At 68.2% G+C, this 22,816-nt stretch carries 29 protein-coding genes; 21 read left to right on the top strand and 8 right to left on the bottom strand.

All coding sequences use genetic code 11. The features are described 5' to 3' along the window. Positions 1-6: 6 nt before the first annotated feature. The 19 genes from INQ48_25800 (at position 7) to INQ48_25710 (ending at position 14,877) form a co-directional block, all read left to right on the top strand. Complete coding sequence (locus INQ48_25800; GenBank protein ID QRF56711.1) at positions 7-420, top strand: DUF971 domain-containing protein; 414 nt, start codon at positions 7-9, stop codon at positions 418-420. Between the two features lie 147 nt (positions 421-567). Next, positions 568-1,299 carry a bifunctional demethylmenaquinone methyltransferase/2-methoxy-6-polyprenyl-1,4-benzoquinol methylase UbiE gene (ubiE, locus tag INQ48_25795; protein QRF56710.1) on the top strand — a complete coding sequence of 244 codons (732 nt, stop codon included), beginning with the start codon at positions 568-570 and terminating at the stop codon, positions 1,297-1,299. A 31-nt stretch (positions 1,300-1,330) separates the two neighbouring features. Further along, a complete protein-coding gene (locus INQ48_25790; protein ID QRF56709.1) occupies positions 1,331-2,347 on the top strand; it encodes a Tim44 domain-containing protein in 1,017 nt (338 codons plus the stop codon). A gap of 51 nt (positions 2,348-2,398) precedes the next feature. Then, the gene (locus INQ48_25785) at positions 2,399-2,965 is read left to right on the top strand and encodes a hypothetical protein (protein QRF56708.1); all 567 of its coding nucleotides are present in this window, start codon (positions 2,399-2,401) and stop codon (positions 2,963-2,965) included. Next, a complete protein-coding gene (gene ubiB, locus INQ48_25780) occupies positions 2,962-4,527 on the top strand; it encodes a ubiquinone biosynthesis regulatory protein kinase UbiB (GenBank protein QRF56707.1) in 1,566 nt (521 codons plus the stop codon). Before INQ48_25785 ends, ubiB begins: the two co-directional genes overlap by 4 nt. A 75-nt stretch (positions 4,528-4,602) precedes the next feature. Then, entirely contained in the window at positions 4,603-6,051 is a 1,449-nt protein-coding gene (locus INQ48_25775; protein ID QRF56706.1) for a sodium:solute symporter family protein, read from the top strand. 106 nt (positions 6,052-6,157) lie between these two features. Continuing rightward, a complete protein-coding gene (locus tag INQ48_25770) occupies positions 6,158-6,484 on the top strand; it encodes a zinc ribbon domain-containing protein (protein ID QRF56705.1) in 327 nt (108 codons plus the stop codon). A gap of 42 nt (positions 6,485-6,526) precedes the next feature. Continuing rightward, positions 6,527-7,162 carry a DUF502 domain-containing protein gene (locus tag INQ48_25765; protein ID QRF56704.1) on the top strand — a complete coding sequence of 212 codons (636 nt, stop codon included), beginning with the start codon at positions 6,527-6,529 and terminating at the stop codon, positions 7,160-7,162. A 35-nt stretch (positions 7,163-7,197) separates the two neighbouring features. Continuing rightward, positions 7,198-9,009, top strand: a complete 1,812-nt coding sequence (gene aspS, locus INQ48_25760; GenBank protein ID QRF56703.1) for an aspartate--tRNA ligase — start codon at positions 7,198-7,200, stop codon at positions 9,007-9,009. 87 nt (positions 9,010-9,096) lie between these two features. Further along, positions 9,097-9,378 (top strand): type II toxin-antitoxin system prevent-host-death family antitoxin, encoded by a 282-nt coding sequence (locus tag INQ48_25755; protein QRF56702.1) that lies wholly within the window; start codon positions 9,097-9,099, stop codon positions 9,376-9,378. Beyond that, positions 9,379-9,690 (top strand): CcdB family protein, encoded by a 312-nt coding sequence (locus INQ48_25750; protein ID QRF56701.1) that lies wholly within the window; start codon positions 9,379-9,381, stop codon positions 9,688-9,690. After that, complete coding sequence (gene nudB / locus INQ48_25745) at positions 9,680-10,156, top strand: dihydroneopterin triphosphate diphosphatase (GenBank protein QRF56700.1); 477 nt, start codon at positions 9,680-9,682, stop codon at positions 10,154-10,156. The genes INQ48_25750 and nudB overlap by 11 nt, the downstream gene beginning before the upstream one ends. Further along, positions 10,153-10,908 (top strand): endonuclease/exonuclease/phosphatase family protein, encoded by a 756-nt coding sequence (locus tag INQ48_25740; protein ID QRF56699.1) that lies wholly within the window; start codon positions 10,153-10,155, stop codon positions 10,906-10,908. Before nudB ends, INQ48_25740 begins: the two co-directional genes overlap by 4 nt. Before the next feature lie 73 nt (positions 10,909-10,981). Continuing rightward, a complete protein-coding gene (locus INQ48_25735; GenBank protein QRF56698.1) occupies positions 10,982-11,713 on the top strand; it encodes a GTP cyclohydrolase I in 732 nt (243 codons plus the stop codon). 1 nt (position 11,714) lies between these two features. Next, complete coding sequence (locus INQ48_25730) at positions 11,715-12,137, top strand: BLUF domain-containing protein (protein QRF56697.1); 423 nt, start codon at positions 11,715-11,717, stop codon at positions 12,135-12,137. A gap of 77 nt (positions 12,138-12,214) precedes the next feature. Beyond that, positions 12,215-13,096 (top strand): EamA family transporter, encoded by an 882-nt coding sequence (locus tag INQ48_25725; protein ID QRF56696.1) that lies wholly within the window; start codon positions 12,215-12,217, stop codon positions 13,094-13,096. Between the two features lie 3 nt (positions 13,097-13,099). Next, the gene (locus tag INQ48_25720; protein ID QRF56695.1) at positions 13,100-13,948 is read left to right on the top strand and encodes a DUF429 domain-containing protein; all 849 of its coding nucleotides are present in this window, start codon (positions 13,100-13,102) and stop codon (positions 13,946-13,948) included. Positions 13,949-14,095: 147 nt separating this feature from the next. Beyond that, positions 14,096-14,293, top strand: coding sequence for a CsbD family protein (locus INQ48_25715; GenBank protein QRF56694.1), 198 nt, complete (start codon positions 14,096-14,098; stop codon positions 14,291-14,293). Between the two features lie 68 nt (positions 14,294-14,361). Then, positions 14,362-14,877, top strand: a complete 516-nt coding sequence (locus INQ48_25710; protein QRF56693.1) for a BON domain-containing protein — start codon at positions 14,362-14,364, stop codon at positions 14,875-14,877. Positions 14,878-14,942: 65 nt separating this feature from the next. Here the strand turns inward: INQ48_25710 and INQ48_25705 are convergent, their stop codons facing one another. The 6 genes from INQ48_25705 to INQ48_25680 form a co-directional block, all read right to left on the bottom strand. Next, entirely contained in the window at positions 14,943-15,497 is a 555-nt protein-coding gene (locus INQ48_25705; GenBank protein QRF56692.1) for a ferritin-like domain-containing protein, read from the bottom strand. Next, positions 15,494-16,030 carry a hypothetical protein gene (locus INQ48_25700; GenBank protein ID QRF56691.1) on the bottom strand — a complete coding sequence of 179 codons (537 nt, stop codon included), beginning with the start codon at positions 16,028-16,030 and terminating at the stop codon, positions 15,494-15,496. The genes INQ48_25705 and INQ48_25700 overlap by 4 nt, the downstream gene beginning before the upstream one ends. Beyond that, positions 16,017-16,400 (bottom strand): hypothetical protein, encoded by a 384-nt coding sequence (locus tag INQ48_25695; protein ID QRF56690.1) that lies wholly within the window; start codon positions 16,398-16,400, stop codon positions 16,017-16,019. Before INQ48_25695 ends, INQ48_25700 begins: the two co-directional genes overlap by 14 nt. Before the next feature lie 33 nt (positions 16,401-16,433). After that, positions 16,434-16,805 carry a hypothetical protein gene (locus INQ48_25690; GenBank protein ID QRF56689.1) on the bottom strand — a complete coding sequence of 124 codons (372 nt, stop codon included), beginning with the start codon at positions 16,803-16,805 and terminating at the stop codon, positions 16,434-16,436. 51 nt (positions 16,806-16,856) lie between these two features. Then, positions 16,857-17,021 (bottom strand): DUF1328 domain-containing protein, encoded by a 165-nt coding sequence (locus tag INQ48_25685; GenBank protein ID QRF56688.1) that lies wholly within the window; start codon positions 17,019-17,021, stop codon positions 16,857-16,859. Between the two features lie 212 nt (positions 17,022-17,233). Further along, on the bottom strand, positions 17,234-18,544 hold the full coding sequence (locus tag INQ48_25680) for a CHASE3 domain-containing protein (protein QRF56687.1): 1,311 nt from the start codon (positions 18,542-18,544) through the stop codon (positions 17,234-17,236). Positions 18,545-18,675: 131 nt separating this feature from the next. Here INQ48_25680 and INQ48_25675 point away from each other — a divergent pair, with 131 nt between their 5' ends. Further along, positions 18,676-19,308 (top strand): response regulator transcription factor, encoded by a 633-nt coding sequence (locus tag INQ48_25675; protein QRF56686.1) that lies wholly within the window; start codon positions 18,676-18,678, stop codon positions 19,306-19,308. A 24-nt stretch (positions 19,309-19,332) separates the two neighbouring features. Here INQ48_25675 and INQ48_25670 read toward each other — a convergent pair whose 3' ends face one another. Beyond that, the gene (locus INQ48_25670) at positions 19,333-19,731 is read right to left on the bottom strand and encodes a response regulator (protein QRF56685.1); all 399 of its coding nucleotides are present in this window, start codon (positions 19,729-19,731) and stop codon (positions 19,333-19,335) included. Positions 19,732-20,016: 285 nt separating this feature from the next. Here INQ48_25670 and INQ48_25665 point away from each other — a divergent pair, with 285 nt between their 5' ends. Beyond that, positions 20,017-22,038, top strand: a complete 2,022-nt coding sequence (locus tag INQ48_25665) for an AsmA family protein (protein ID QRF56684.1) — start codon at positions 20,017-20,019, stop codon at positions 22,036-22,038. A 12-nt stretch (positions 22,039-22,050) separates the two neighbouring features. Here INQ48_25665 and moeB read toward each other — a convergent pair whose 3' ends face one another. Next, positions 22,051-22,815, bottom strand: coding sequence for a molybdopterin-synthase adenylyltransferase MoeB (gene moeB, locus INQ48_25660; GenBank protein ID QRF56683.1), 765 nt, complete (start codon positions 22,813-22,815; stop codon positions 22,051-22,053). Position 22,816 lies beyond the last annotated feature (1 nt).

Genomic DNA, 22,816 nt, shown 5'->3' with positions numbered 1-22,816 from the left:
TTCGCGATGGCAGGCTTGACACAGGGCGCACCGACGCCGCAATCGATCACCGTGCACGGCCGCTCGCGCGTGCTCGAGGTGGGCTTCTCCGACGGCGCCACCTTCCGCATCCCCTTCGAGCTGATGCGCATCTATTCGCCCTCGGCCGAGGTGCAGGGCCACGGCCCGGGCCAGGAGGTGCTGCAGACCGGCAAGCGCGAGGTCGAGCTGGTGAACCTCGCACCCGTGGGCAATTACGCGGTGCAGCCCAGCTTCAGCGACGGGCACGACTCGGGCATCTACTCGTGGGACCTGCTGTATCAGTTGGGTTCGCAAGAGGCCGAGCTCTGGGCCGCCTACGAGCAGAAGCTGGCCGAAGCGGGCGTCGATCGCGACGCACCGATGGCCGAGAAGGGCGGCCACGCGTGCGGCAGCCATTGACCGGCGTTTGCTATTGAAAGCATAGCTTCGTCGGTAGACGTGACGGGCGTTACAAGACCTCAGCGTTTGCAGAAAAAGCAACAAATGACCGCCGGTACAGCGGGGTCGTCGTCTTGATGCGAGGACGAACGGCCTAACATCGGTCGCATGACCACCACCCATTTCGGCTTCGAGAAAGTCGACGAGAGCGAGAAGGCCGGCCGCGTGCGCGGCGTGTTCGACTCGGTCGCCACGCGCTACGACCTGATGAACGACCTCATGTCGATGGGGCTTCACCGCGCATGGAAGGCCTACACCGTGATGGTCGCGAACGTGGGCGAGGGCTCGCGCGTGCTCGACATCGCGGGTGGCACCGGCGACCTCGCGTTGGCTTTCGCGAAGAAGGTCGGCGCCAGCGGCCAGGTGGTCCACACCGACATCAACGAAGCCATGCTGCGCACCGGCCGCGACCGCCTGCTCGACGCCGGCGTGGTGCTGCCCACCACGGTCTGCGACGCCGAGAAGCTGCCGTTCCCCGACGACCACTTCGACGTCGTCACCGTCGCCTTCGGCCTGCGCAACATGACGCACAAGGACGTCGCGCTCAAGGAGATGAACCGCGTGCTCAAGCCGCGCGGCAAGCTGCTGGTGCTCGAGTTCTCGAAGGTCGCGAAGCCGCTCGAGAAGGTCTACGACTGGTACTCCTTCAACGTGCTGCCGCGCCTGGGCAAGGTGGTGGCGGGCGACGACGCGAGCTACCGCTACCTGGCCGAATCGATCCGCATGCATCCGGGCCAGGACGAGCTCAAGTCCCTCATGAAAGAGGGCGGTTTCGGGCATGTGGACTATCACAACATGACGGGTGGCGTGGTCGCCCTCCATGTTGGAATCAAGTGTTGATCAGACGAGATTTCGTTCGAGAGGAGACCTTATGAAGAGTTTGAGTACTTTGCTTCTGGCTGGCGCACTCGCGCTCGTCAGCATCCAGGCCGACGCGGCGCGCATGGGCGGCGGTAAATCCGTCGGCCGCCAATCCTCGAACGTGACGCAACGCCAGGCCACGCCGCCGGCTGCGCCCGCGCAACAGAACGCCACCAACGCGGCCGCCAAGCCTGCCACGCCGGCACCCGCCGCCGCGGCGCCGAAGCGCCCCTGGGGCGCCATGCTCGGCGGCCTGGCCGCGGGCCTGGGCCTCGCATGGCTCGCGAGCTCGCTGGGCCTGGGTGCGGGCTTCGGCAACATCCTGCTGATCGGCCTGCTGGTGCTGGCCGCGGTGTTCGTGTGGCGCATGATCAAGTCGCGCTCGCAGCCCGCCGGTGCACGCCAGGGCGGCTTCGCCTTCCAGGGCGCGGGCGGCCCGGGCAACCCGGCGGCGCCGGCGCAGTACAGCCCGAGCAACGTCGGCAACGACGCCTCGGCCCGTCCGTGGGAGCGCAACGCCACCAACTTCGATGCCACGCCCGCCGCGACCTCGCACGGCAGCAGCCTCTCGTCCGCGGGTGCCGCGGCCGGTGGCGGCAGCATGATCGGTTCGGCCCTGGCCGGTTCGCAGAGCTGGGGCATCCCGGCCGGCTTCGACGTCGATGGCTTCCTGACCGCCGCCAAGCGCAACTTCGTGACCCTGCAGGATGCCTGGGACCGCGCCGACATCACCATGCTGCGTTCGATGATGACCGACGAGATGATCGAGGAAATCCGCAGCCAGCTCGCCGACCGCGCCAGCCACACCGGTGGCGTGTCGAACAAGACCGAAGTGGTCATGCTCGACGCCAAGCTGCTCGGCATCGAGGAACTGGCCGATGCCTACATGGCCAGCGTGGAGTTCTCCGGCATGATCCGCGAAGACGCTTCGGCGGGCCCGGGCCCGTTCCGCGAAGTCTGGAACATGACGCGTCCGACCACCGGCGGCAACGGCTGGCTCGTGGCCGGCGTGCAAGCCCTGCAATAAGCAGCGGCTTCGAAGGCGGCCCGGCCGCCTGCAGAAAGGATAATGGGGACCATGGCCACACCATCGTCCCCTTTTTCTTTGCTCGGCGACCTGTTCAATCGCGTCGGCGAGCGCCTGCAGCCGCCGCCCTGGGCCGTGCACGAGATCCAGCACCGCGCCGTGCTGTTCCTCAACCACGTGCTGCAGCAGGAGCCCGAGGCCCAGCAGCGGCTGGTGCGCCAGCAGGGCCGCGTGGTGCGCTTCCAGTGGCGCTTCGTCACGATGGAGCTGGTGGCCACGCCCGCCGGCCTGCTCGACCTGGCGCCGCCGGGCTCGTTGCCCGAGCTCACGCTGTCGGTCACCGATGACAACCCCTTCGAGATCGCGCGCGCCACGCTGCGCGGCGACAAGCCCTCGGTGCAGATCGTGGGCGACGTGCAGCTCGCGGCCGAGGTCAACTGGCTGGTCGACCACGTGCGCTGGGACGTCGAGGACGACCTCGCGCGCGTGATCGGCGACGTGCCCGCGCATGCCATCGGCAATGCGGTGCGGCGCGTGGTGGGCGCATTGCGCCAGTTCGTGGGCAACCGCGCGGCGGCCGGCAGATCCGGTATCGGTTCGGCGGGCACCGCCGAATGAGCCGCTTCTATCGCAGCCTCTTCATCGTCTGGGTCGCGCTGCGCTACGGCCTCGACGAGCTCGTGCTCACGAGCTTCCAGAAGCCCTGGCTGCGCGTGGTCGCACGCATCGTCTCCTTCGGCCGCCGGCTCGACGCACCGCGCGGCCAGCGCCTGCGCGAGGCGCTCGAGCGGCTGGGCCCGATCTTCGTCAAGTTCGGCCAGGTGCTCTCCACGCGGCGCGACCTGCTGCCGCCCGACATCGCCGACGAACTGACCTTCCTGCAGGACCGCGTGCCGCCGTTCCCCTCGGCGGTGGCCGTGGCGACCATCGAGCGCGCGTTCCGCCGGCCCGTCAGCGACGTGTTCGTGCAGTTCGACGAAACGCCGATCGCGAGCGCCTCGATCGCGCAGGTGCATTTCGCGACCATCCGCACCAGCGACGGCCAGCTGCGCGAGGTGGCGGTCAAGGTGCTGCGCCCCAACATGCGCGGCGTGATCGAGAAGGACCTGGGCCTGATGGCCATGATGGCCGGCTGGGTCGAGAAGCTCTCGCCCGACGGCAAGCGGCTCAAGCCGCGCGAGGTGGTGGCCGAGTTCGACAAGTACCTGCACGACGAGCTCGACCTGGTGCGCGAGGCCGCCAACGCCGCCCAGCTGCGCCGCAACATGGCCTCGCTCGACCTGGTGCTGATTCCCGAGATGTTCTGGGACTTCTGCCATCCCGAGGTGATCGTGATGGAGCGCATGAAGGGCGTGCCGATCGCGCAGCTCGAGCGGCTGCGCGCCGCCGGCGTCGACATCCCGAAGCTCGCGCGCGACGGCGTCACCATCTTCTTCACCCAGGTGTTCCGCGACGGCTTCTTCCATGCCGACATGCACCCGGGCAACATCCAGGTCAGCCTCGAGCCCCAGACCTTCGGGCGCTACATCTCGCTGGACTTCGGGATCATCGGCACGCTCACCGAGTCCGACAAGGAGTACCTGGCGCAGAACTTCGTGGCCTTCTTCCGGCGCGACTACAAGCGCGTGGCCGAGCTGCACCTCGAGAGCGGCTGGGTGCCCGAGGGCACGCGCATCGACGAGCTCGAGGCCGCGATCCGCACCGTCTGCGAACCCTACTTCGACCGGCCGCTCAGGGAGATCTCGCTCGGCATGGTGCTGATGCGGCTGTTCCAGACCTCGCGCCGCTTCCACGTCGAGATCCAGCCGCAGCTGGTGCTGCTGCAGAAGACGCTGCTCAACATCGAGGGGCTGGGTCGCCAGCTCGATCCCGAGCTCGACCTCTGGCACACGGCCAAGCCCTTCCTCGAGAAGTGGATGGTCGACCAGATCGGCCCCAAGAAGCTGTTCCAGCAACTCAAGGACGAGGCGCCGCGATACGCCAAGCTGTTGCCGGAATTGCCGCGCCTGCTGCACGATTTCCTGGAGAATCGGCCGCCCGACCACCGGCGCGAGCTGCTGGAGCTGCTGGCCGCGCAGAAGCGCACCAACCGGTTGCTCCAGTCGATCGTCTACGGTGGCATAGGTTTTGTATTGGGTCTGCTGGCCATGCAGCTGCTGGTGCGCGTTCAAATCATCTGAACCGTGGCGCTGGCCGCCACGGCCCGGAAAAGATGGGCGTGCTGCCTTGGAATCGAGGAAAGAGGAGAACCTGACGTGCTGCTGACCCTGGTCATCGTCTATCTGTTGCTCACCATCGCCATCGGCCTGTATGCGGCCCGGCGCGTGAAGAACACCACCGACTTCGCGATCGCCGGGCGGCACCTGCCGCTCTTCATGATCGTCACGACCACCTTCGCGACCTGGTTCGGTTCCGAGACGGTGCTGGGCATCCCGGCCAAGTTCATCGAGGGCGGCCTCAACGGCGTGGTCGAGGACCCGTTCGGCGCCGGCACCTGCCTGATCCTCGTGGGCCTGTTCTTCGCGGGCAAGCTCTACCGCATGACGCTGCTGACCATCAGCGACTACTACCGCGAGCGCTACGGACGCGGCGTGGAGGTGGCCTGCACGCTGATCATCATGCTGAGCTACCTGGGCTGGGTCTCGGCGCAGGTCACGGCGCTGGGCCTGGTGTTCAACGTGCTCTCGGGCGGCGCCATCGGGCTGTCGACCGGCATGGTGATCGGCGTGGTCTCGATCCTGGCCTACACGCTGTTCGGCGGCATGTGGTCGGTGGCGGTCACCGACTTCATCCAGATGATCATCCTGGTGGCCGGCCTGGCCATCATCGCGATGTTCGCGGGCAACATGGCCGGCGGCGCCGACAAGGTGGTCGCCTTCGCGGTCAGCAAGGACCTGTTCAAGTTCTGGCCCGAGCCCAACTGGCACGACATGGTCTTCTTCTTCGCGGCCGCCATCACCATGATGCTCGGCTCGATCCCGCAGCAGGACGTGTTCCAGCGCGTGATGTCGGCCAACAGCGTCAAGGCGGCCACGCGCGGTCCGGTGATCGGCGGCCTGGCATACATCCTGTTCGCCTTCGTGCCGATGTTCCTCGTCGCCAGCGCGCTCCTGATCATGCCGGAGCAGACCGCCACGCTGCTCAAGGAGGATCCGCAGAAGGTGCTGCCCACGCTGGTGCTCGAGAAGATGCCGTTCGTGATGCAGGTGCTGTTCTTCGGCGCCCTGCTGTCGGCCATCAAGTCGACCGCCTCGGCCACCCTGCTGGCGCCCAGCGTCACCTTCACCGAGAACATCTGGCGCCAGTTCCGTCCCGCGGGCACCGACCGCGAGAACCTCCGGACCATGCGCATCACGGTGCTGCTGTTCAGCGCCGCGGTGCTGGCCTACGCGATCCGCATGCAGGGCACGCCGATCTACGAACTGGTCTCGGGCGCCTACCAGGTGCCGCTGGTCGGGGCCTTCGTCCCGCTGGTGTTCGGCCTCTACTGGAAGCGCGCCACCACCCAGGGCGCGATCGCCGCGATCCTGTTCGGCATCGGCACCTGGCTGCTGTTCATGGCCATGCCCTGGGGCGCGGTGTTCCCGGCCCAGCTCGCGGGCGTGCTGGCCTCGTTCGCGGGCATGGTGCTCGGCTCGCTGGCGCCGCAATGGGTGGTGAACACTCACACGCCGCACCGCCCGCTGGCGACCGAAACGGCCTGAATCTCGCGCCGGGCGCAATCCCCGGGGCGTCGGCCGGCCGGGGGGCGCCCCTATAATCGAGGGCTTTGCGAGCGGCCGCCTGGCCGCTTTCCCCACTCGATTTCCCATGCCCATCTACGCCTACAAGTGCAGCGCCTGCGGCTTCGCCAAGGATGCCCTGCAGAAGATGTCCGATCCGCCGCTCACGGTGTGTCCGGCATGCGGCGCGAGCGCGTTCGAAAAGCAGGTCACGGCGGCCGGGTTCCAGCTCAAGGGCTCGGGCTGGTACGTGACCGACTTCCGTGACGGCGGCGGCAAGAAGTCCGAAGCCGCCACCGCGCCGGCCGCTTCGGGCGACGGCGCCACCAAGTCCGCCGAAGCACCCGCCGCTGCGCCCAGCCCGGCGCCCGCGCCCGCGCCGGCCCCTGCGCCGGCCGCCAAGAGCACGGACTGAGGCGCCCGAACCGCCCGCCGCCCCCTGAGAAGAAACCTCCCGATGCTCGCCCTGCGCAAATGGTTGCTGTCCGGCCTGCTGGTGATCGTGCCGCTGGTCATCACGCTCGGCGTGCTGAACTGGATCATCGGCACGCTCGACCAGACGCTGTGGCTGCTGCCCGAGCAGTGGCAGGTCTGGCTCAGCGACCACCGGGTGCGCGGCCTGGGCGTGCTGCTCACGCTGGCGATCCTGCTGGTGGTGGGCGCGGCCGCGAGCAATTTCGTCGGCAAGCGCCTGCTCGGCTGGGGCGACGCCGTGGTGCGCCGCATCCCGGTGGTGCGCTCGATCTATTCGAGCGTCAAGCAGGTGTCCGACACGCTGTTCTCCGAGAACGGCAACGCCTTCCGCACCGCGGTGCTGGTGCAGTGGCCGCGCGAGGGCGTGTGGACCATCGCCTTCGTCACCGGCGCGCCCGGCAATGAGGTCGCGGAACACCTGGGCAACGAGGAGTTCCTCAGCGTCTACGTGCCCACCACGCCCAATCCCACGGGCGGCTATTTCGTGATGCTCAAGCGCAGCGACTGCATCGAGCTCCGGATGAGCGTGGACGAGGCGCTCAAGTACATCGTCTCGATGGGGGTGGTCGTTCCCGGCAGCCCCGCCAGCATCGCGGCGACCAAACCGTCCAACCCATAAAAACGAACGCGCCGCAACGGCGCCGGAATCTAGCCATGGCCATGCGTACTCACTATTGCGGTCTCGTGACCGAAGCCCTGTTGGGCCAGACCGTCACCCTTTGCGGCTGGGTCAACCGTCGCCGCGACCACGGCGGCGTGATCTTCATCGACGTGCGCGACCGCGAAGGCTACGTGCAGGTGGTGTGCGACCCCGATCGCGCCTCGACCTTTGCCGTCGCCGAGAACCTGCGCAACGAGTTCTGCGTGCAGATCACGGGCCTGGTGCGCGCACGCCCCGAAGGCACCACCAACGACCAGCTCAAGAGCGGCAAGATCGAAGTGCTGGCGCACGAGCTCAAGGTGCTCAACCCCTCGGTCACGCCGCCGTTCCTGCTCGACGACGACAACCTGTCGGAAACCACGCGCCTCACGCACCGCGTGCTGGACCTGCGCCGCCCCGCGATGCAGCGCAACCTGATGCTGCGCTACAAGGTGACGATGGAAACGCGCAAGTTCCTCGACGCCAACGGCTTCATCGACATCGAGACCCCGATGCTCGGCAAGTCCACGCCCGAAGGCGCGCGCGACTACCTGGTGCCCAGCCGCGTGCACGACGGCAGCTTCTTCGCGCTGCCGCAGTCGCCGCAGCTGTTCAAGCAGCTGTTGATGGTGGCCGGCTACGACCGCTACTACCAGATCGTCAAGTGCTTCCGCGACGAAGACCTGCGCGCCGACCGCCAGCCCGAATTCACGCAGATCGACATCGAGACCTCGTTCCTCGCCGAGGAAGAGATCCGCGAGATGTTCGAAGGCATGATCCGCAACGTGTTCCGCAATGCCGCGGGCATCGAGCTGCCGGTGTTCCCGACCATGACCTACGGCGAGGCGATGTTCAAGTACGGCTCGGACAAGCCCGACCTGCGCGTGAAGCTCGAGTTCACCGAACTCACCGAGCTCATGAAGCGCGTGGAATTCAAGGTGTTCTCGAACGCCGCCACGATGAAGGGCGGCCGCGTGGTCGCGCTGCGCGTGCCCGGCGGCGGTGCGGAGGGCGGCCTGTCGCGCGGCGAGATCGATGCTTACCAGGAGTTCGTGAAGATCTACGGCGCCAAGGGCCTGGCTTACATCAAGATCAACGACGCGGCCGCGGGTCGCGAGGGCCTGCAGAGCCCGATCGTGAAGAACCTCGACGACAACGCGTTGGCCGAGATCATCGCCCGCACCGGCGCGCGCAACGGCGACATCCTGTTCTTCGGCGCCGACAAGGAGAAGGTGGTCAACGACGCCATCGGCGCGCTGCGCGTGAAGATCGGCCACAGCGCCTTCGGCAAGAAGAGCGGCCTGTTCGACGACCGCTGGGCACCGCTGTGGGTGGTGGACTTCCCGATGTTCGAGTTCGACGAGGAAGGCCAGCGCTGGAGCGCCGTGCACCATCCGTTCACCGCACCGAAGGACGGCCATGAGGACCTCATGGACACCGCGCCCGAGAAGTGCATCGCCAAGGCCTACGACATGGTGCTCAACGGCATCGAGATGGGCGGCGGTTCGGTGCGTATCCACCGCGAGGAAGTGCAGAGCAAGGTGTTCCGCGCGCTCAAGATCAGCGCGGAAGACGCGCAGCTCAAGTTCGGCTTCCTGCTCGACGCGCTGCAGTACGGCGCCCCGCCGCACGGCGGCATCGCCATCGGCCTGGACCGCCTCGTCATGCTGATGACCGGCGCCGAGTCGATCCGCGACGTGATCGCCTTCCCGAAGACCCAGCGCGCGCAGGACCTGCTGACGCAGGCGCCGAGCCCGGTCGACGAGAAGCAGCTGCGCGAACTGCACATCCGGCTGCGCAACGTGCAGCCGCAGCAGGCGGCCTGATCGGCGGCCAGATCGTCGGCCAGATCGTCGGCGTTTGCCCCGACGAGGGCGGTGGCTAAAATGGCTAATCACTCCCCGGAGCCAGCCATGCAGATCACCGCCACCGAAGCCAAGAACCGATTCGGCTACTACCTCGGCCAGGCCGAGCGTGAGCCGGTGCATGTGATGAAGAACGACCGCGTGGCGGTCGTTCTCGTTTCTGCGGCGCGCTTTGCGGAACTCGAAGCGCTGGAGCAGAAGAAATCGATGGCTCAGCGCAAGCGCGAGTTCAATGCGCAATACAAGGACTGGATCGCCGCGCAGAACGAACTGGTGGAGAAGCACGGCTTGTGGTCCGATGGCATAGTGGCCTGGCAGGAAGCGTCCTGAATGGCGCAGTTCGACCTCTACGAGAACCCTCGGCCCGAGGCGCGCCGGACGGTTCCCTACGTCGTCGACGTGCAAAGCGGGCTGCTCGATCACTTGTCGACCCGCCTTGTCATTCCCGTGTTTCGCGTCGGCGCGCGCCAGGCACCGGTCAACCTGTGCCCGCCGGTGGAAATGGGCGGGGAGACCTTGTCCCTGATGCCGCACCTGGCGGCCCCTCTGTCGGCCAAGCTACTCAAGAAGCCGGTCGCCTCGCTCGCTTCCCGCGCCGGTGAGGTCGCAGCCGCCATGGATGCCGTACTCAGTGGCTTCTGATACGCGCCCTTTCAAGATCCCCCAGTCCGTGCTGGTCGTGATCCACACGCCCGCCCTCGACGTGCTGCTGATCCGCCGCGCCGACGCCGAGACCGAGTTCTGGCAGTCGGTCACCGGCAGCAAGGACGCGGAGGACGAGCCGCTGGCGCTCACGGCCGCGCGCGAGGTGGCGGAGGAGACCGGCATCCTGTGCGGGCAGGGCAGCGCGCTCGCGGCGCAGCTGGTCGACTGGGGCCTGCGCAACGTCTACGAGATCTATCCGCGCTGGCGTGCGCGCTATGCGCCCGGCGTCACGCACAACACCGAGCACCTGTTCGGCCTGTGCGTGCCCGAGCGCGTGGTGCCGGTGCTGGCGCCGCGCGAGCACACCGACTGGCGCTGGCTGCCCTACCGCGAGGCCGCCGACGCCTGCTTTTCCCCATCGAACGCCGAAGCCATTCTGTTGCTGCCAGAATTTGCGCGATGAACTCGCAGACGCCCAACTTCCGGGTCGCCACCTACAACATCCACAAGGGGGTGCAGGGCATCGGCCCCGCGCGGCGGCTCGAGATCCACAACCTCGGCCATGCGATCGAGCAGCTCGACGCCGACATCGTCTGCCTGCAGGAAGTGCGCAAGATGAACCGCCAGGCCGCGGTGCGCTTTCCGCGCTGGCCCGAGCTGCCGCAGGCCGACTTCCTCGCGCCCGAGGGCTACACGGCGGTCTACGAAACCAATGCCATCACGCGCCACGGCGAGCACGGCAACGCGCTGCTCACGCGCTGGCCGGTGCTGCGCACCAATCACCAGGACATCTCCGACCACCGCTTCGAGCAGCGCGGCCTGCTGCACGTGGTGATGGAGGTCGAGGGGCGGCCCATGCACGCCATCGTGGTGCACCTGGGGCTGATCAAGGGCAGCCGCGTGCGGCAGGTGGCGCGGCTGCGCGAATTCATCGAGCGCGAGGTGCCGAACGGCGAGCCGGTGGTGGTGGCCGGCGACTTCAACGACTGGGGCGCGCGCATGCGCTATGCGATGAACGCCATGGGCCTGCGCGACACCAGCGACCTGCGCGGCCCGCGCACGCTGACCTATCCCTCGCGGCTGCCGGTGGCGCAGCTCGATTTCATCTACGGCCGCGAGATCGAACCGCTGACCAGCAGCGTGCCGCGCGGACCGATCTGGGCCCGCATGTCGGATCACCTGCCGCTGGTCACCGACTTCTTGCTGCCGAATTGATAGCAAGGCCCGCAGAAGGTACGGGCATTCGCGGCCCGAACGGCGGGCATGCATTCACTGGTACGATGGCCCGATGCTGAGGAAAACCGAAGTGGACACGCTCCCCGTTCCCAAAGACGACGACGAGGGCACGCCCGTCTCCGTGAAGATCCGCGAACGCCTGAACGCGGCGCGCCGGCGCTTCAACGCCAACGACAACATCGCCGAGTTCATCCAGCCGGGCGAACTCGAGGCCCTGCTCGACGAGGTCGAGGTCAAGATGAAGGGCGTGCTCGAGAGCCTGGTCATCGACATCGAGAACGACCACAACACCGACAACACGGCGCGGCGCGTGGCGAAGATGTACGTCAACGAGGTGTTCCGCGGCCGCTACGTGCCGCCGCCCTCGCTGACCGAATTCCCCAATGCCGAGCACCTCAACGAGCTGATGATCGTCGGCCCGATCACGGTGCGCAGCGCCTGCTCGCACCATTTCTGCCCGATCATCGGCAAGCTCTGGATCGGCGTGATGCCCAACGAGCACACCAACGTCATCGGCCTGTCGAAGTACGCGCGCCTCGCCGAATGGGTGATGGGCCGTCCGCAGATCCAGGAAGAAGCCGTGGTGCAGCTGGCCGACCTGATCCAGGAGAAGACCCAGCCGGACGGTCTGGCCCTGGTGGTCGAGGCCGAGCACTTCTGCATGGCCTGGCGCGGCGTGAAGGAAATGGACAGCAAGATGATCAATTCCGTGATGCGCGGCGTGTTCCTCAAGGACCCGAGCCTGCGCCGCGAATTCCTTTCCCTCCTGCCTCGAAAGAGCTGACATGCTGGTCCGACTCCTCTACGCCAGCCGCGCCGTCGACACCAGCCCCGCGGCCATCGAGGCGATCCTCACGCAATCGCGCTCGCACAACACGGCCTGCGGCATCACGGGCATCCTCTGCTACGGCGGCGGCACCTTCCTGCAGGCGATCGAAGGCGGCCGCATGGCGATCAGCGAGCTCTACGGCCACATCCAGCGCGATGCGCGCCACAAGGACGTGGTGCTGCTGCACTACGAGGAAATCTTCGAGCGCCGCTTCGGCGGCTGGACCATGGGGCAGGTCAACCTCTCCAAGCTCAACGCCTCCACGCTGCTGAAGTATTCCGAGAAGCCCGAGCTCGACCCGTACAAGGTCTCGGGCAAGGTCTCGCTGGCGTTGCTCGAGGAGCTGATGGCCACGGCGGCCATCGTCGGGCGCCACTGAAAAACGAGTCGGGGGCCTTGGCCCCCTTTTTCATGGCCCGCCGGCCGGCGGGCGAGCGATTTTCCTGACCTGATCCCGTGCCTCTTTCCGCATTCGCGCTGATCCTGCTCGCAGGGCTCATCCACGCGGGCTGGAACATCGTCGCCAAGAAGGCCAACGGCGACGTGCGCTTCAGCTTCCAGACCAGCGTGTTCAACATGCTCATCTGGGCGCCCGTGGGCATCGTGCTGGGCTGGAACGTGGTGCCCCACTGGGGCGCGACCGAGTGGGGCTTCGTCACGCTCAGCGGCGTGCTGCACATCTTCTATTTCATCGTGCTGCTGCGCGGCTACCGCAAGTCGGACCTCACGGTGGTCTATCCGCTGGCACGGGGCTCGGGGCCGCTCCTGTCTTCGCTGGTGGCGGTGCTGTTCCTCGGCGAGAAGATCAGCCTCGTGGGCGTGGCGGGCATCGTGGGCGTGGTGGGTGGCGTGTTCCTGGTCGCCGGCGGCCCCAAGCTCTGGCACAAGGCGCACGACCCGGCGCAGCGCGAGCGCGTGCACAAGGGCATCCGCTACGGCGTGCTGACCGGCGGCTTCATCGCGGCCTACACCGTGGCCGACAGCTACGCCGTCAAGTTCCTCGCGATGTCGCCGATCCTGCTCGACTACTTCGGCAACCTCGTGCGGCTGGTGCTGCTGCTGCCGGCCGCGCTGCACGACCGCGCCACCACCGCGCGCATGTGGCGCGCGCAATGGAAGTACGCGCTGGTGGTGGCGGCCGTGAGTCCGGTGTCGTACGTGCTGGTGCTCTACGCGGTGCAGCAGGCGCCGATCTCGCACGTGGCGCCCGCGCGCGAGGTGTCGATGCTGTTCGCCGCGCTGATCGGCGGCCACCTGCTGCGCGAGGGCGACCGGCTGCTGCGCCTGCTGGGCGCGCTCTTCATCGCGGCGGGCGTGGTGGCGCTCGCGCTGGGCTGAGCCATGGGCGCGACGCAGCCGGCCCCGGTGGTGCTGTTCGGCTGCGACTTTTCGAGCGCGCCGACCGCGCGCAAGCCGATCGTGGTGGCCACCGGCGAGCCGGCGTCCGATGACGCGGTTGCGCTGCACGGCCTGCAGCGCTTTGCCACGCTCGAGGCCTGGAGCCGCTGGCTGCACGCCACGCCGGCCTGGGTCGGCGGCTTCGACTTCCCGTTCAGCCTGCCGCGCGAGCTGGTCGAGCACCTGGGCTGGCCGCTGCACTTCGAGCCGCTGATCGCGCACTACGCCGCGCTCACCCGCGCCGAAATCCGCGAGACCTTCGCCGCCTTCTGCGCCGCGCGTCCCGTGGGCGGCAAGTTCGCGCACCGCGCCACCGATGGGCCCGCGGGCTCGAGCCCGTCGATGAAGTGGGTCAATCCGCCGGTGGCCTTCATGCTGCATGCCGGCGTGCCGCCGCTGCTCGCGGCCGGCGCCCATCTGCCGGGGCTGCGCGCGGCGCGGCCGGTCGACCGGGTGGCGCTCGAGGCCTATCCCGGGCTGCTGGCGCGCGAGCTGGTCGGGCGCCGCAGCTACAAGAGCGACGATCTCGCCAAGCAGACGCCCGAGCGCCGCGACGCGCGGGCCGAGCTGCTGGCCGCGCTCGAAGCGGGCCGCACGCGGCTCGGCCTGCGCCTCGTGCTCTCGGCCGGGCAGCGGCGCGAACTGCTCGATGACCCGCGCGGCGACGACCTCGACGCCGTGCTGTGCCTGGTGCAGGCCGCCTGGGGCCTGCGGCGCGCGGACAGCGCGGGCCCTGGCTATGGGCTGCCGACGGACATCGATCCGCTCGAGGGCTGGATCGTCTCCGCCTGACCCCGGCCGGGCCCGGTTGTCCTACAGCGCTTCGCGCCCCCGTCGTGGCGGCGTTCTCCAGCCCCGTCGCTAGATTGAACTCATGGGCCGCCGGCTCATGCGCCCGGTCTCCGGGCGCTTCGTGACCGCATCAGGAAGGACATCGCAATGAACAAGGACCAAGTGGAAGGCCGCGTCGACCAGGCCAAGGGCAAGATCAAGGAAGTCACCGGCAAGGTCGTCGGCAACGAGAAGCTCCAGGGCGAGGGCATCGCCGACCAGGCCGCCGGCAAGGTGCAGAGCACCTACGGCGACGTGAAGGAAAAGGCCAAGGACGCCATCAAGTCCGGCGCCGACAAGCTCTGATGCAACATGGCTGCGGCCTGCGGGCGCGCAGCCATTTTTCTTTTCATTCCATCGACGTGGAGGTCCCCATGACCATTTCGATACAGCCGTCCGCCTCGCGCACGCGCACCTGGCTCGCCGTGCTCGCGATCGCCGGCGGCAGCCTCGCGCTGGCCGCCTGCGACAAGAATGACGGCCGCACCGCCGGCGAGAAGCTCGACAGCGCGGTGGCGCGCACGGGCCAGGCCGTCGACACCGCGCGCGACAAGACCGTGCAGATGGCCGAGGAGGCCAAGGCCAAGATCGATTCGCAGAGCGTGAAGGACGGTGCGGCCAATGCGAAGGAAGCCGTGAAGGACGCCGGCAGCGCCGTGGCGAACACGGTGGACGATGCCGCCATCACCGCCGCTGTTTCGGCCGGCCTGGCGAAGGATCCCGACCTCAGCGCCATCAAGATCGACGTCGACACCAAGGCCGGCGCCGTGAGCCTGCAGGGGCCCGCACCGAGCGCCGCCGCCAAGGAGCGCGCCGAGCAGATCGCCAAGGGCGTGCAGGGCGTGACCTCGGTCGACAACCGGCTCGAGGTGAAGGGCTCGGTTTCCTAACCCGCTTTTTCGCTCCCCAATGAAGAAAGCCCGGCATGCCGGGCTTTCTCTTGGGTGCTGCCGGGTCAGTGACCCAGCCAGTCCTTCAGTTCGTCGGCATGCTCTTCCTCGTCCGACAGGATGTCCTCGAGCATGCGGCGGGTGGTCGGGTCCTTGTCGCCGATCAGGTTGATCATCTGGCGGTACGACTCGACCGCGATGCGTTCGGCCACGAGGTTGGCGCGCACCATAGCCTGCAGGTCGGTCGATTCGTCGTAGCCGGCGTGGCTGCGTTCGCGCAGGTGGTCGGGCGCGAAGTCGGGTTCGCCACCGAGTTGCACGATGCGTTCGGCGATGCGGTCGGCGTGGGCCGACTCCTCGTTGGCGTGCACCAGGAATTCGTCGGCGATGGCCGGCGATTCCACGCCGTTGGCGGTGAAGTAGTGGCGCTTGTAGCGCAGCACGCAGACCAGCTCGGTGGCGAGCGCGTCGTTCAAGAGCTTGACGATGTCGTCGCGCCACGGACCGTAGGCCGGAGTGACGGCGCCATCGTCGAGGCTGTGGGCCGCGGCGTCGAGGCCCTTCTGGTCCAGCACCAGGTGCTGGTGGTCCGTCGCCGGGGTGGAGGCATTGGCTTTCATGGAGGATCCTTTCGTGGGGGAGTTGTTTTCTGCTGCATGAGCGTGTTCACGATGTCGGCCAGGTCGGAAGTCTTGAGCACCGCCGCCAGCACCGCCGTCACCGACAGCAGCCGCCAGGGCCTGACCAACACCACCACCGCGCCGGTGGCCGCGGCGATCGCCATCAGCTTGGCCGGCTCCTTGCGCGCATAGCGCTCGAGCAGCGGCCGCGCCAGCTGGCCCGCCGCGTGCGCCGGATGGCGGCGCCACCAGCGCTCGGCCATGCTGCGCGCGACCGAGGCCCAGATGCGGGCGCTGCCGCCGCGGCCAGGGCCCGGATCGTGCGCGCGCTGGCCTTCGAAGGCGGCGCCGGCATCGTCGGGGTCGGACTGCGCGAAGGCCGCTTCGGCATCGCGCCGGGCGCGTTCCTGCTGCGGCGTGCGGGGTTCCGGCTCGGGCTCGCGGCCGCCATTGAGTTCGCGCACCAGCGCGCGGCGCGACAGCGCCAGCCGTTCCTTCGGTGTCAGGACGGCGCGGGGATCAGTGCCGGCCATGGCGGCCTCCGGCTTCGTGAAGGGCCTGCAGGTCGGCGTCGACCTGCGCACGCAGATCGTCGAACCCGTGGGCGATGAAGGGACGGGATGCGATCCAGGCGCAGATCGCGGCGATCACCAGCGCAACGCCGGGAACCGCGACCAGCACCCAATGAAAACTGCCGTGCAGCACACCCAGCAGCACCGCCACGCCGGTGAGTCCCAGCGCCAGCACGAAGGTGGCCGCGGCCAGGATGCCCGCGACGATGCGGGCGATCAGCCCACGGGCCGCGGTACCGGACTCCTGCCGGACCAGGGCCGCGTAGTTGGCGATGTGTTCGGCGATGAGCTCCGGGTGCCCGAGCACCGTGGAAAAGATCGGATGAAGCATGGTGCTGCGGAGCGGGCCGAATGCTTCAATCGATCAATAGTCGTCTCGACGGCGGCTGGCCAGAACGATCAGTGCGGTGATCGCGGCACCGGCCGCGGCGGCGATCAGCACCGAGCGCACGGGCTGGTCGGAGATGTAGCGGCCGGTCACGTCGGCGGCCTGCTCGAGGCGGCGCTGTGCGCGCGCGCTGGTGGTCGAGGCGGCATCGAGGCCGCGCTGCACGGCCTGCTGCACGCGCGCCGCCAGTTGCTCGACCGCCGGTTCCGCGTCGCGGCGCAGCTCGCGAACCTTTTCGCCCGCTGCATTCACCGCGTTCTGTGCATAGGCACGCGTGGTGTCGACAGCGTCGTTGGCGGTCTGGCGTGCATCGTCGGCGAGTTGCTGGGGGGTCTTGGTCGTGTTCATGAAAAGTCCTTTCCGGGAATGGTTTGCGAGAGCTTGTGAATCGTACCGACGCTACTTGCTTCGTAGCAAGCCGGCCAGGAAGCTCGCGATGGCGAGTACCGCGAAGATCACGAAAAGGATCTTGGCGATGCCGACGGCGCTGGCGGCGATGCCGCCGAAGCCGAACAAGGCGGCGATTAGCGCGATGACCAGAAAGACCACTGCATAGTGCAACATGCGGAACTCCTTGGAGGCTGCCCTCGTTGTTGGAAAAGCCGTGTGTCCGAAGCGGAGCATCACGGCATGGACAGACCTTAAGGGCGGCCCCTTGGCGGACCTGTCAGTGACAGGGGTGGCGGGGCGTAGGAGATGGCCGAGTTCGCCGGCTGCCTCGGAAATCGCGCGCTTTCCGGCACCGATTGCGCCGGTGCATCGCCCCGGGTTCGGGCTCAGGCCACCGGCAGCATCGCCGTGATCCGCGTGCCGTGCCCGGGCGTCGACGCCACCGTGAGCTTGCCGTGCGCCGCCTCCACGCGGTGGCGCATGCCGGCCAGGCCATGGGTCGACGGGCGCATCTTCTGGGCGTCGAAGCCCTTGCCGTTGTCGAGCACCTCGACCAGCACATGGCTGTCGTGGTCCTTCATCGAGATCGTGGCCTCGGTGGCCTCGGCGTACTTGCCGATGTTGGTGAGGCTCTCCTGCACCATCCGGTAGATCGTGAGCTGGCGTGACTCGTCGGTGCTGACCGCCTCCAGCTGCATGTCGACGTGGATGCCCGAACGCTCGCCGAACTCGCGCCCGAGGATTTCGAGCGAGGCCACCAGCCCCAGGTTGGCCAGCGAGGACGGGCGCAGGTCCTCGATGATGCGGCGCTTGAGCGCGATGCCGCTGTTGAGCAGCTCGGTCAGATGCTGCAGCCGCTGGATCGCGTCGGGCGAATCGGCCAGCCGCGACTTGAGCCGTGCCACGTCGAGCTTGGCGGCGGTCAGCAGCGAGCCCAGTTCGTCGTGCAGCTCGCGCGCCAGGAAGCCGCGCTCGGTCTCGCGCACGTCCTGCAGATGGGTCGCCAGCTCGGCCAGCGAGGTGGTGCGCTCGCGCACCTCGTCTTCCAGGGCATTGCGCTCGCGCTGCAGCGTCTCCTGCTGGCGCTCGCCGATCGAGCGCAGCACATGCGTCTGGCGCAGGTACAGGAAGAAGGCGAACAGGGCCGCCAGCGCCACGATGCTGGTGCCGAAGCGCGCCAGCCGCAGCGACAGCATCACCTGGGTCTGGCTGTCGTGCAGGGTCTTGTTGCTGAGTTCCACCAGGCCCCGGGCCTTCTCGCGGATGGAATCCATCTCCTCGCGGCCGACGTCGGTGGTGATGACGAACTTCCAGGCGTCCTCCTTGCCGTCCGAGCGCAGGCGCACGCTCATGTCCATCTCGGAGACCTTGCGCAGCACGTGCTTGGACAGTTCGGCCAGCTGGGCCGTCTCGGCCGGCCGGCCGGCATACTGCTCGCGCAGGCTCGCCAGGTTGCCGTCGATCTCCTTGATGGCGTTGTCGTAGGGTTGCCGGTAGGCGGCTTCCCCTGTCAGCAGAAAGCCACGCTGGCCCGTTTCGGCATCGAGGATGTTCTGCAGCAGCTGGTTGAGCACGCTGCGCACCTTCTGGGCGGCGTCGATCTCGGCCAGGGCGATACTGGACTGCCGATAGCCCGCCTCGTTGATGCCGACGAGCGCCAGCGCCGCCAGGGCGGCGAGCAGCAGGCTCAAGGCCATTTTGGGAAAGGCTAGCCAACGCATGAAACTATTGAGTCCGCTTTCTAGACAAGATCGTGAATAATTGACAACGATCAGGGAACCGGCATGTTGCGGCCCGCGGACCGGCAACACAACGACGAAAGTAACAGATGATCAAAATTGGAATTGTGGACGACCACGCCATCGTGCGATCGGGTCTCAGGCAGTTCTTCTCCGAGCACGTGGATCTGCGCGTGGCCGGCGAGGCCGCCAGCGGTCGCGAGGCGATCGAGCTCGTGCGCACCACCGAGCTCGACGTGCTGGTGATGGACCTGTCGATGCCGGGCCAGAGCGGGATCGACGCGCTCGCCATGATCCGTGCCAAGGCGCCCGACGTCGGCATCCTGATCCTGAGCGGGTACCCCGAGGAACACTACGCGATGAACCTGATCCGGCAGGGCGCGAGCGGCTACCTCAACAAGGAATGCGACCCGATGGAGATCGTCAACGCGATCCGCACCATCGCGCTGGGCCGCCGCTACATCACCCCCGCCGTGGCCGAACTGCTGGCCCGCCAGCTTGACCGCAAGGACGACGCCGCGCCGCACGAGCAGCTCTCGGAGCGCGAGTTCCAGGTGTTCCTGAAGCTGGCCAAGGGCGAGACCGCGGGCGACATCGCCAAGACGCTGTCGCTGTCGGTGAAGACCGTGAGCACCTACCGCACGCGGCTGATGGAGAAGATGAACCTCTCCTCCAACAGCGACCTCACGTACTACGCCCTCAAGAACAAGCTGATCGACTGAGAAAGCCACCGTTCGCGCCGGGCCTCAGCCCGGCCCCGGTGGCTGCAGCGCCACCGCGCGCAGGCAGAAGTCGACCAGTGCGTCGATCTCGTTGGACTTGTCGAACACCGCGTCCACGCCGAACTGCGCACAACGCCTGCGGATGTCGGGCGTCGCATAGTTGCTGAGCACCACCACCTTCTGTTCGGGGCGCCGCTCGGTGCAGGCCTGCAGCACGCCCAGCCCGCTGCCCTGCTTGAGGAAGAGATCGACCACCGCCAGGTTCCATTCGCCGGCATGCGTGCGCAGCCATTCGACCGCGTGGTCCTCGGTCTCCGCGAAGCCGACCACCACGGTGCGCGCCAGTTCTTCCAGGGTGCCGATGAGGTTTTCACGGATCGTGAGGTTGTCCTCGACGATGTAGGTCTTCAATCTGGAATCCATGACGAACCGCGCTTCCTCCGACGTTGCCCGAATGATGTGTGCCGCGCGGCCGGCGCTCTGATGCCGAGGGCTGGCGCTGGCTGGACCGGGCTCTGGACAATGAGGCCTCCCTGCCGCGCATCATGCAGGGTTCAGTGTTCCCCAACTGTAGGCGGGTTCTGACGCGGCCGCAGGCGAGGACCGTGGTCGGCGTTGCGCGCAGCAGGTAGGTGATGCCGCACGCGGGTTGCGGCCCTGCGCCGACCTGGACGGCGCGCGCGACGCGGTCATCATGCAAACATGGCGATGGATCACACCCACAACACCCACCCGCGCCGCTTCCCGCTGTGGCAGAAGCTGGCCGCGCTGCTGCTCACCCTGCTGGTGGTGCTGGTGGCCGTGGTCCTGTTCTTTCCCTGGGACGTGCTGCGCGAGCCGCTCAACCGCTACGTGAGCGAGAAGACTGGCCGCAAGTTCGAGATCACGCGCCGGCTCGACGTCGACCTGGGCTGGCGCCGCGCCACCGTCAAGTTCGACGGCATCGAGTTCGCCAATCCCTCGTGGGCGCGCGATCCCTACCTCGTGAAGGCCGAGCGCGCCGAGTTCGACATCCGCCTGTGGCCGCTGATCTCGCGCCGCATCGACATCCCGCGGCTGGTGCTCGCCTCGCCCACCGTGGGCCTGCAGATGGAAGCCGACGGCCGGCGCACCTGGGCCTTCGGCAAGGACACCTCCGACGCCGGCACCGCGCCCACCATCGGCACGATCGAGATCGACGGCGGCGCCATCGACTTCCTGGCCAAGCACCTGGGCGTGGACATCCATGCCGACGTCAGCTACGACACCGCGCGCGGCGCGCTACCGGTGCACTACCGCATCAAGGGCCGCTACAAGGGCCAGCCGCTCACGGCCCAGGGCCGCACCGGCAACGTGATGCAGATCAACGCGGCCGGCGCGCCACCTTTCCCGCTCGAGATTGACGCGGCCGCGGGCCAGACCAAGCTCAAGGCCGCCGGCACCGTGGGTTCGCTCGCCGACCTCGACGGCATCGACGCCAAATTCGACATCCGCGGCCAGACCCTGGGCGCGCTGTTCCCGCTGCTGGGCATCGCGCTGCCGCAGACCTCGCCCTACGCGGTGCGCGGCAACCTGAGCAAGCGCGGCACGCTGTGGGAGGCCAAGGCGCTGCAGGGCAAGCTGGGCCTGTCGGACATCGGCGGCGACATGCGCTTCGACCAGGCGACCCAGGTGCCCTACCTCGCGGGCGAACTGCGCTCCAAGGTGATGGACATGGACGATCTCGGCCCGCTGATCGGCCTGCCGCCGACGGCGCGCACCGCCGCCACCGTCGAAGGCGTGGCGCCGCCGCCGACCGTGACCCAGGTCAAGCGCCCGGGCGGCAAGGTGCTGCCGACCGCGCCGCTGGACTTCGAGCGGCTGCGCGCGATGAATGCCGACGTGAAGTACACGGCCGAGAGCATCCGCAACGTGCGCGACATCCCGCTCGACAGCGGCAGCGTGCAGGTCAAGCTCAAGGACGGCGTGCTCTCGCTCGACCCGTTGCTGCTCGGCGTGGCCGGCGGCAAGCTGGGCGGCGCGATCCGCATCGACGGCTCGAAGAACCCGGCCGACATCCGCGCCGCGCTCGACGTGCGCGGCATGCAGCTGGCGCGGCTGTTCCCCAAGCTCGAGACCACCGGCAACAGCCTGGGCCGGCTCGACGGTCGCATCAACCTCTCGGGCTCGGGCAGCACCGTCGCCAACTGGCTCGGCGGTGCCTCGGGCGATGTGGCGGTGCTCGCCGGCCGCGGCCAGTTCGGCAACCTGCTGCCGGTGTTCGCGACCCTCGTGGGCGGCGACATCCTCAAGTTCCTGCTGCGCGGCGACCGCGATGTCGAGTTGCGCTGCGCGGCCGTGGCCTTCGACGTGAACAAGGGGCTGGCGACCGGCCGCACGCTGATGGTCGACACCACCAACGCGCTGTTCACGGCCACGGGGCAGGCCAATTTCGCCACCGAGGGGCTGGACTTCGTGGTTCACCAGGAGCCCAAGAGCAAGAGCCTGCTGTCGATCCGCACGCCGCTGGTGGTCAGCGGCAGCTTCGGCGATCCCAAGGGCGGGCTGCAGGTCGGGCCGCTGGCGGGCCGTGGACTGGCGGCCCTGGCGCTGGGCGCCGTCAATCCGCTGCTGGCGCTGGCCGCGACCATCGAGACCGGCCCCGGCGAGGATTCCGACTGCAAGGCGATGCTGGCCCAGGCGAACAAGCCGACCGCCGGCGCCGCCGCCACCGGGGCGGCCCGGGCCAAGGGCGCGAAACAGCAGCCCTGAGTTCGATCTAGGCTAGGGTGCGGCGCGATGCGCCGCGCAGACGCCGCAGTGCGCATCGCGCGCCACGCGCAGCGTATCGAACGAGGCGCTGCGCCCGTCGAACATCAGCAACCGGCCCGTGAGCGACGGCCCGATGCCCGCGAGCAGCTTGAGCGCCTCGAGCGCCTGCAAGGTGCCGATGGTGCCGACCACCGGTCCGAACACGCCCAGCACCGCGCACAGCGTCTCCTCGAAGGCCGCGTCGGGCGGGAACAGACAGGCATAGCAGGGCGAGGCCGGATCGCGCACGTCGTACACGCTGAGCTGGCCGTCGAAGCGGATCGCGGCGCCCGCCACCAGCGGCTTGCCGTGCGCCACGCAGGCGCGGTTGACCGCCTGGCGCGTCACGAAGTTGTCGGTGCAGTCGAGCACCACGTCCGCCGCGGCGACCAGCGCCGACAACTGGTCGGCGTCGGGGCGCAGCACGTGGGTCTCGATGGCGATGCCGGGATTGATGTCGCGCATGGCCTGCGCCGCCGAGGTCACCTTGGGCTGGCCCACGCGCGCCTCGGTGTGGGCGACCTGGCGCTGCAGGTTGGTGAGGTCGACCTCGTCGTCGTCGACCAGCACGATGCGTCCCACGCCCGCCGCCGCGAGGTAGAGCACGGCCGGCGATCCCAGCCCGCCGGCGCCGATCACGAGCACCCGGCCGGCGCTCACGCGCGCCTGGCCATCGATGCCGAACTCCTCGAGCAGGATGTGGCGCGAGTAGCGCAGCAGGTCGTCGTCTTCGTTCATG

This window comes from Variovorax paradoxus (assembly GCA_016806145.1).
In the GTDB taxonomy this organism is placed as follows: Bacteria; Pseudomonadota; Gammaproteobacteria; order Burkholderiales; family Burkholderiaceae_C; genus Variovorax.
This window is presented reverse-complemented; position numbering and strand designations above follow the sequence as displayed.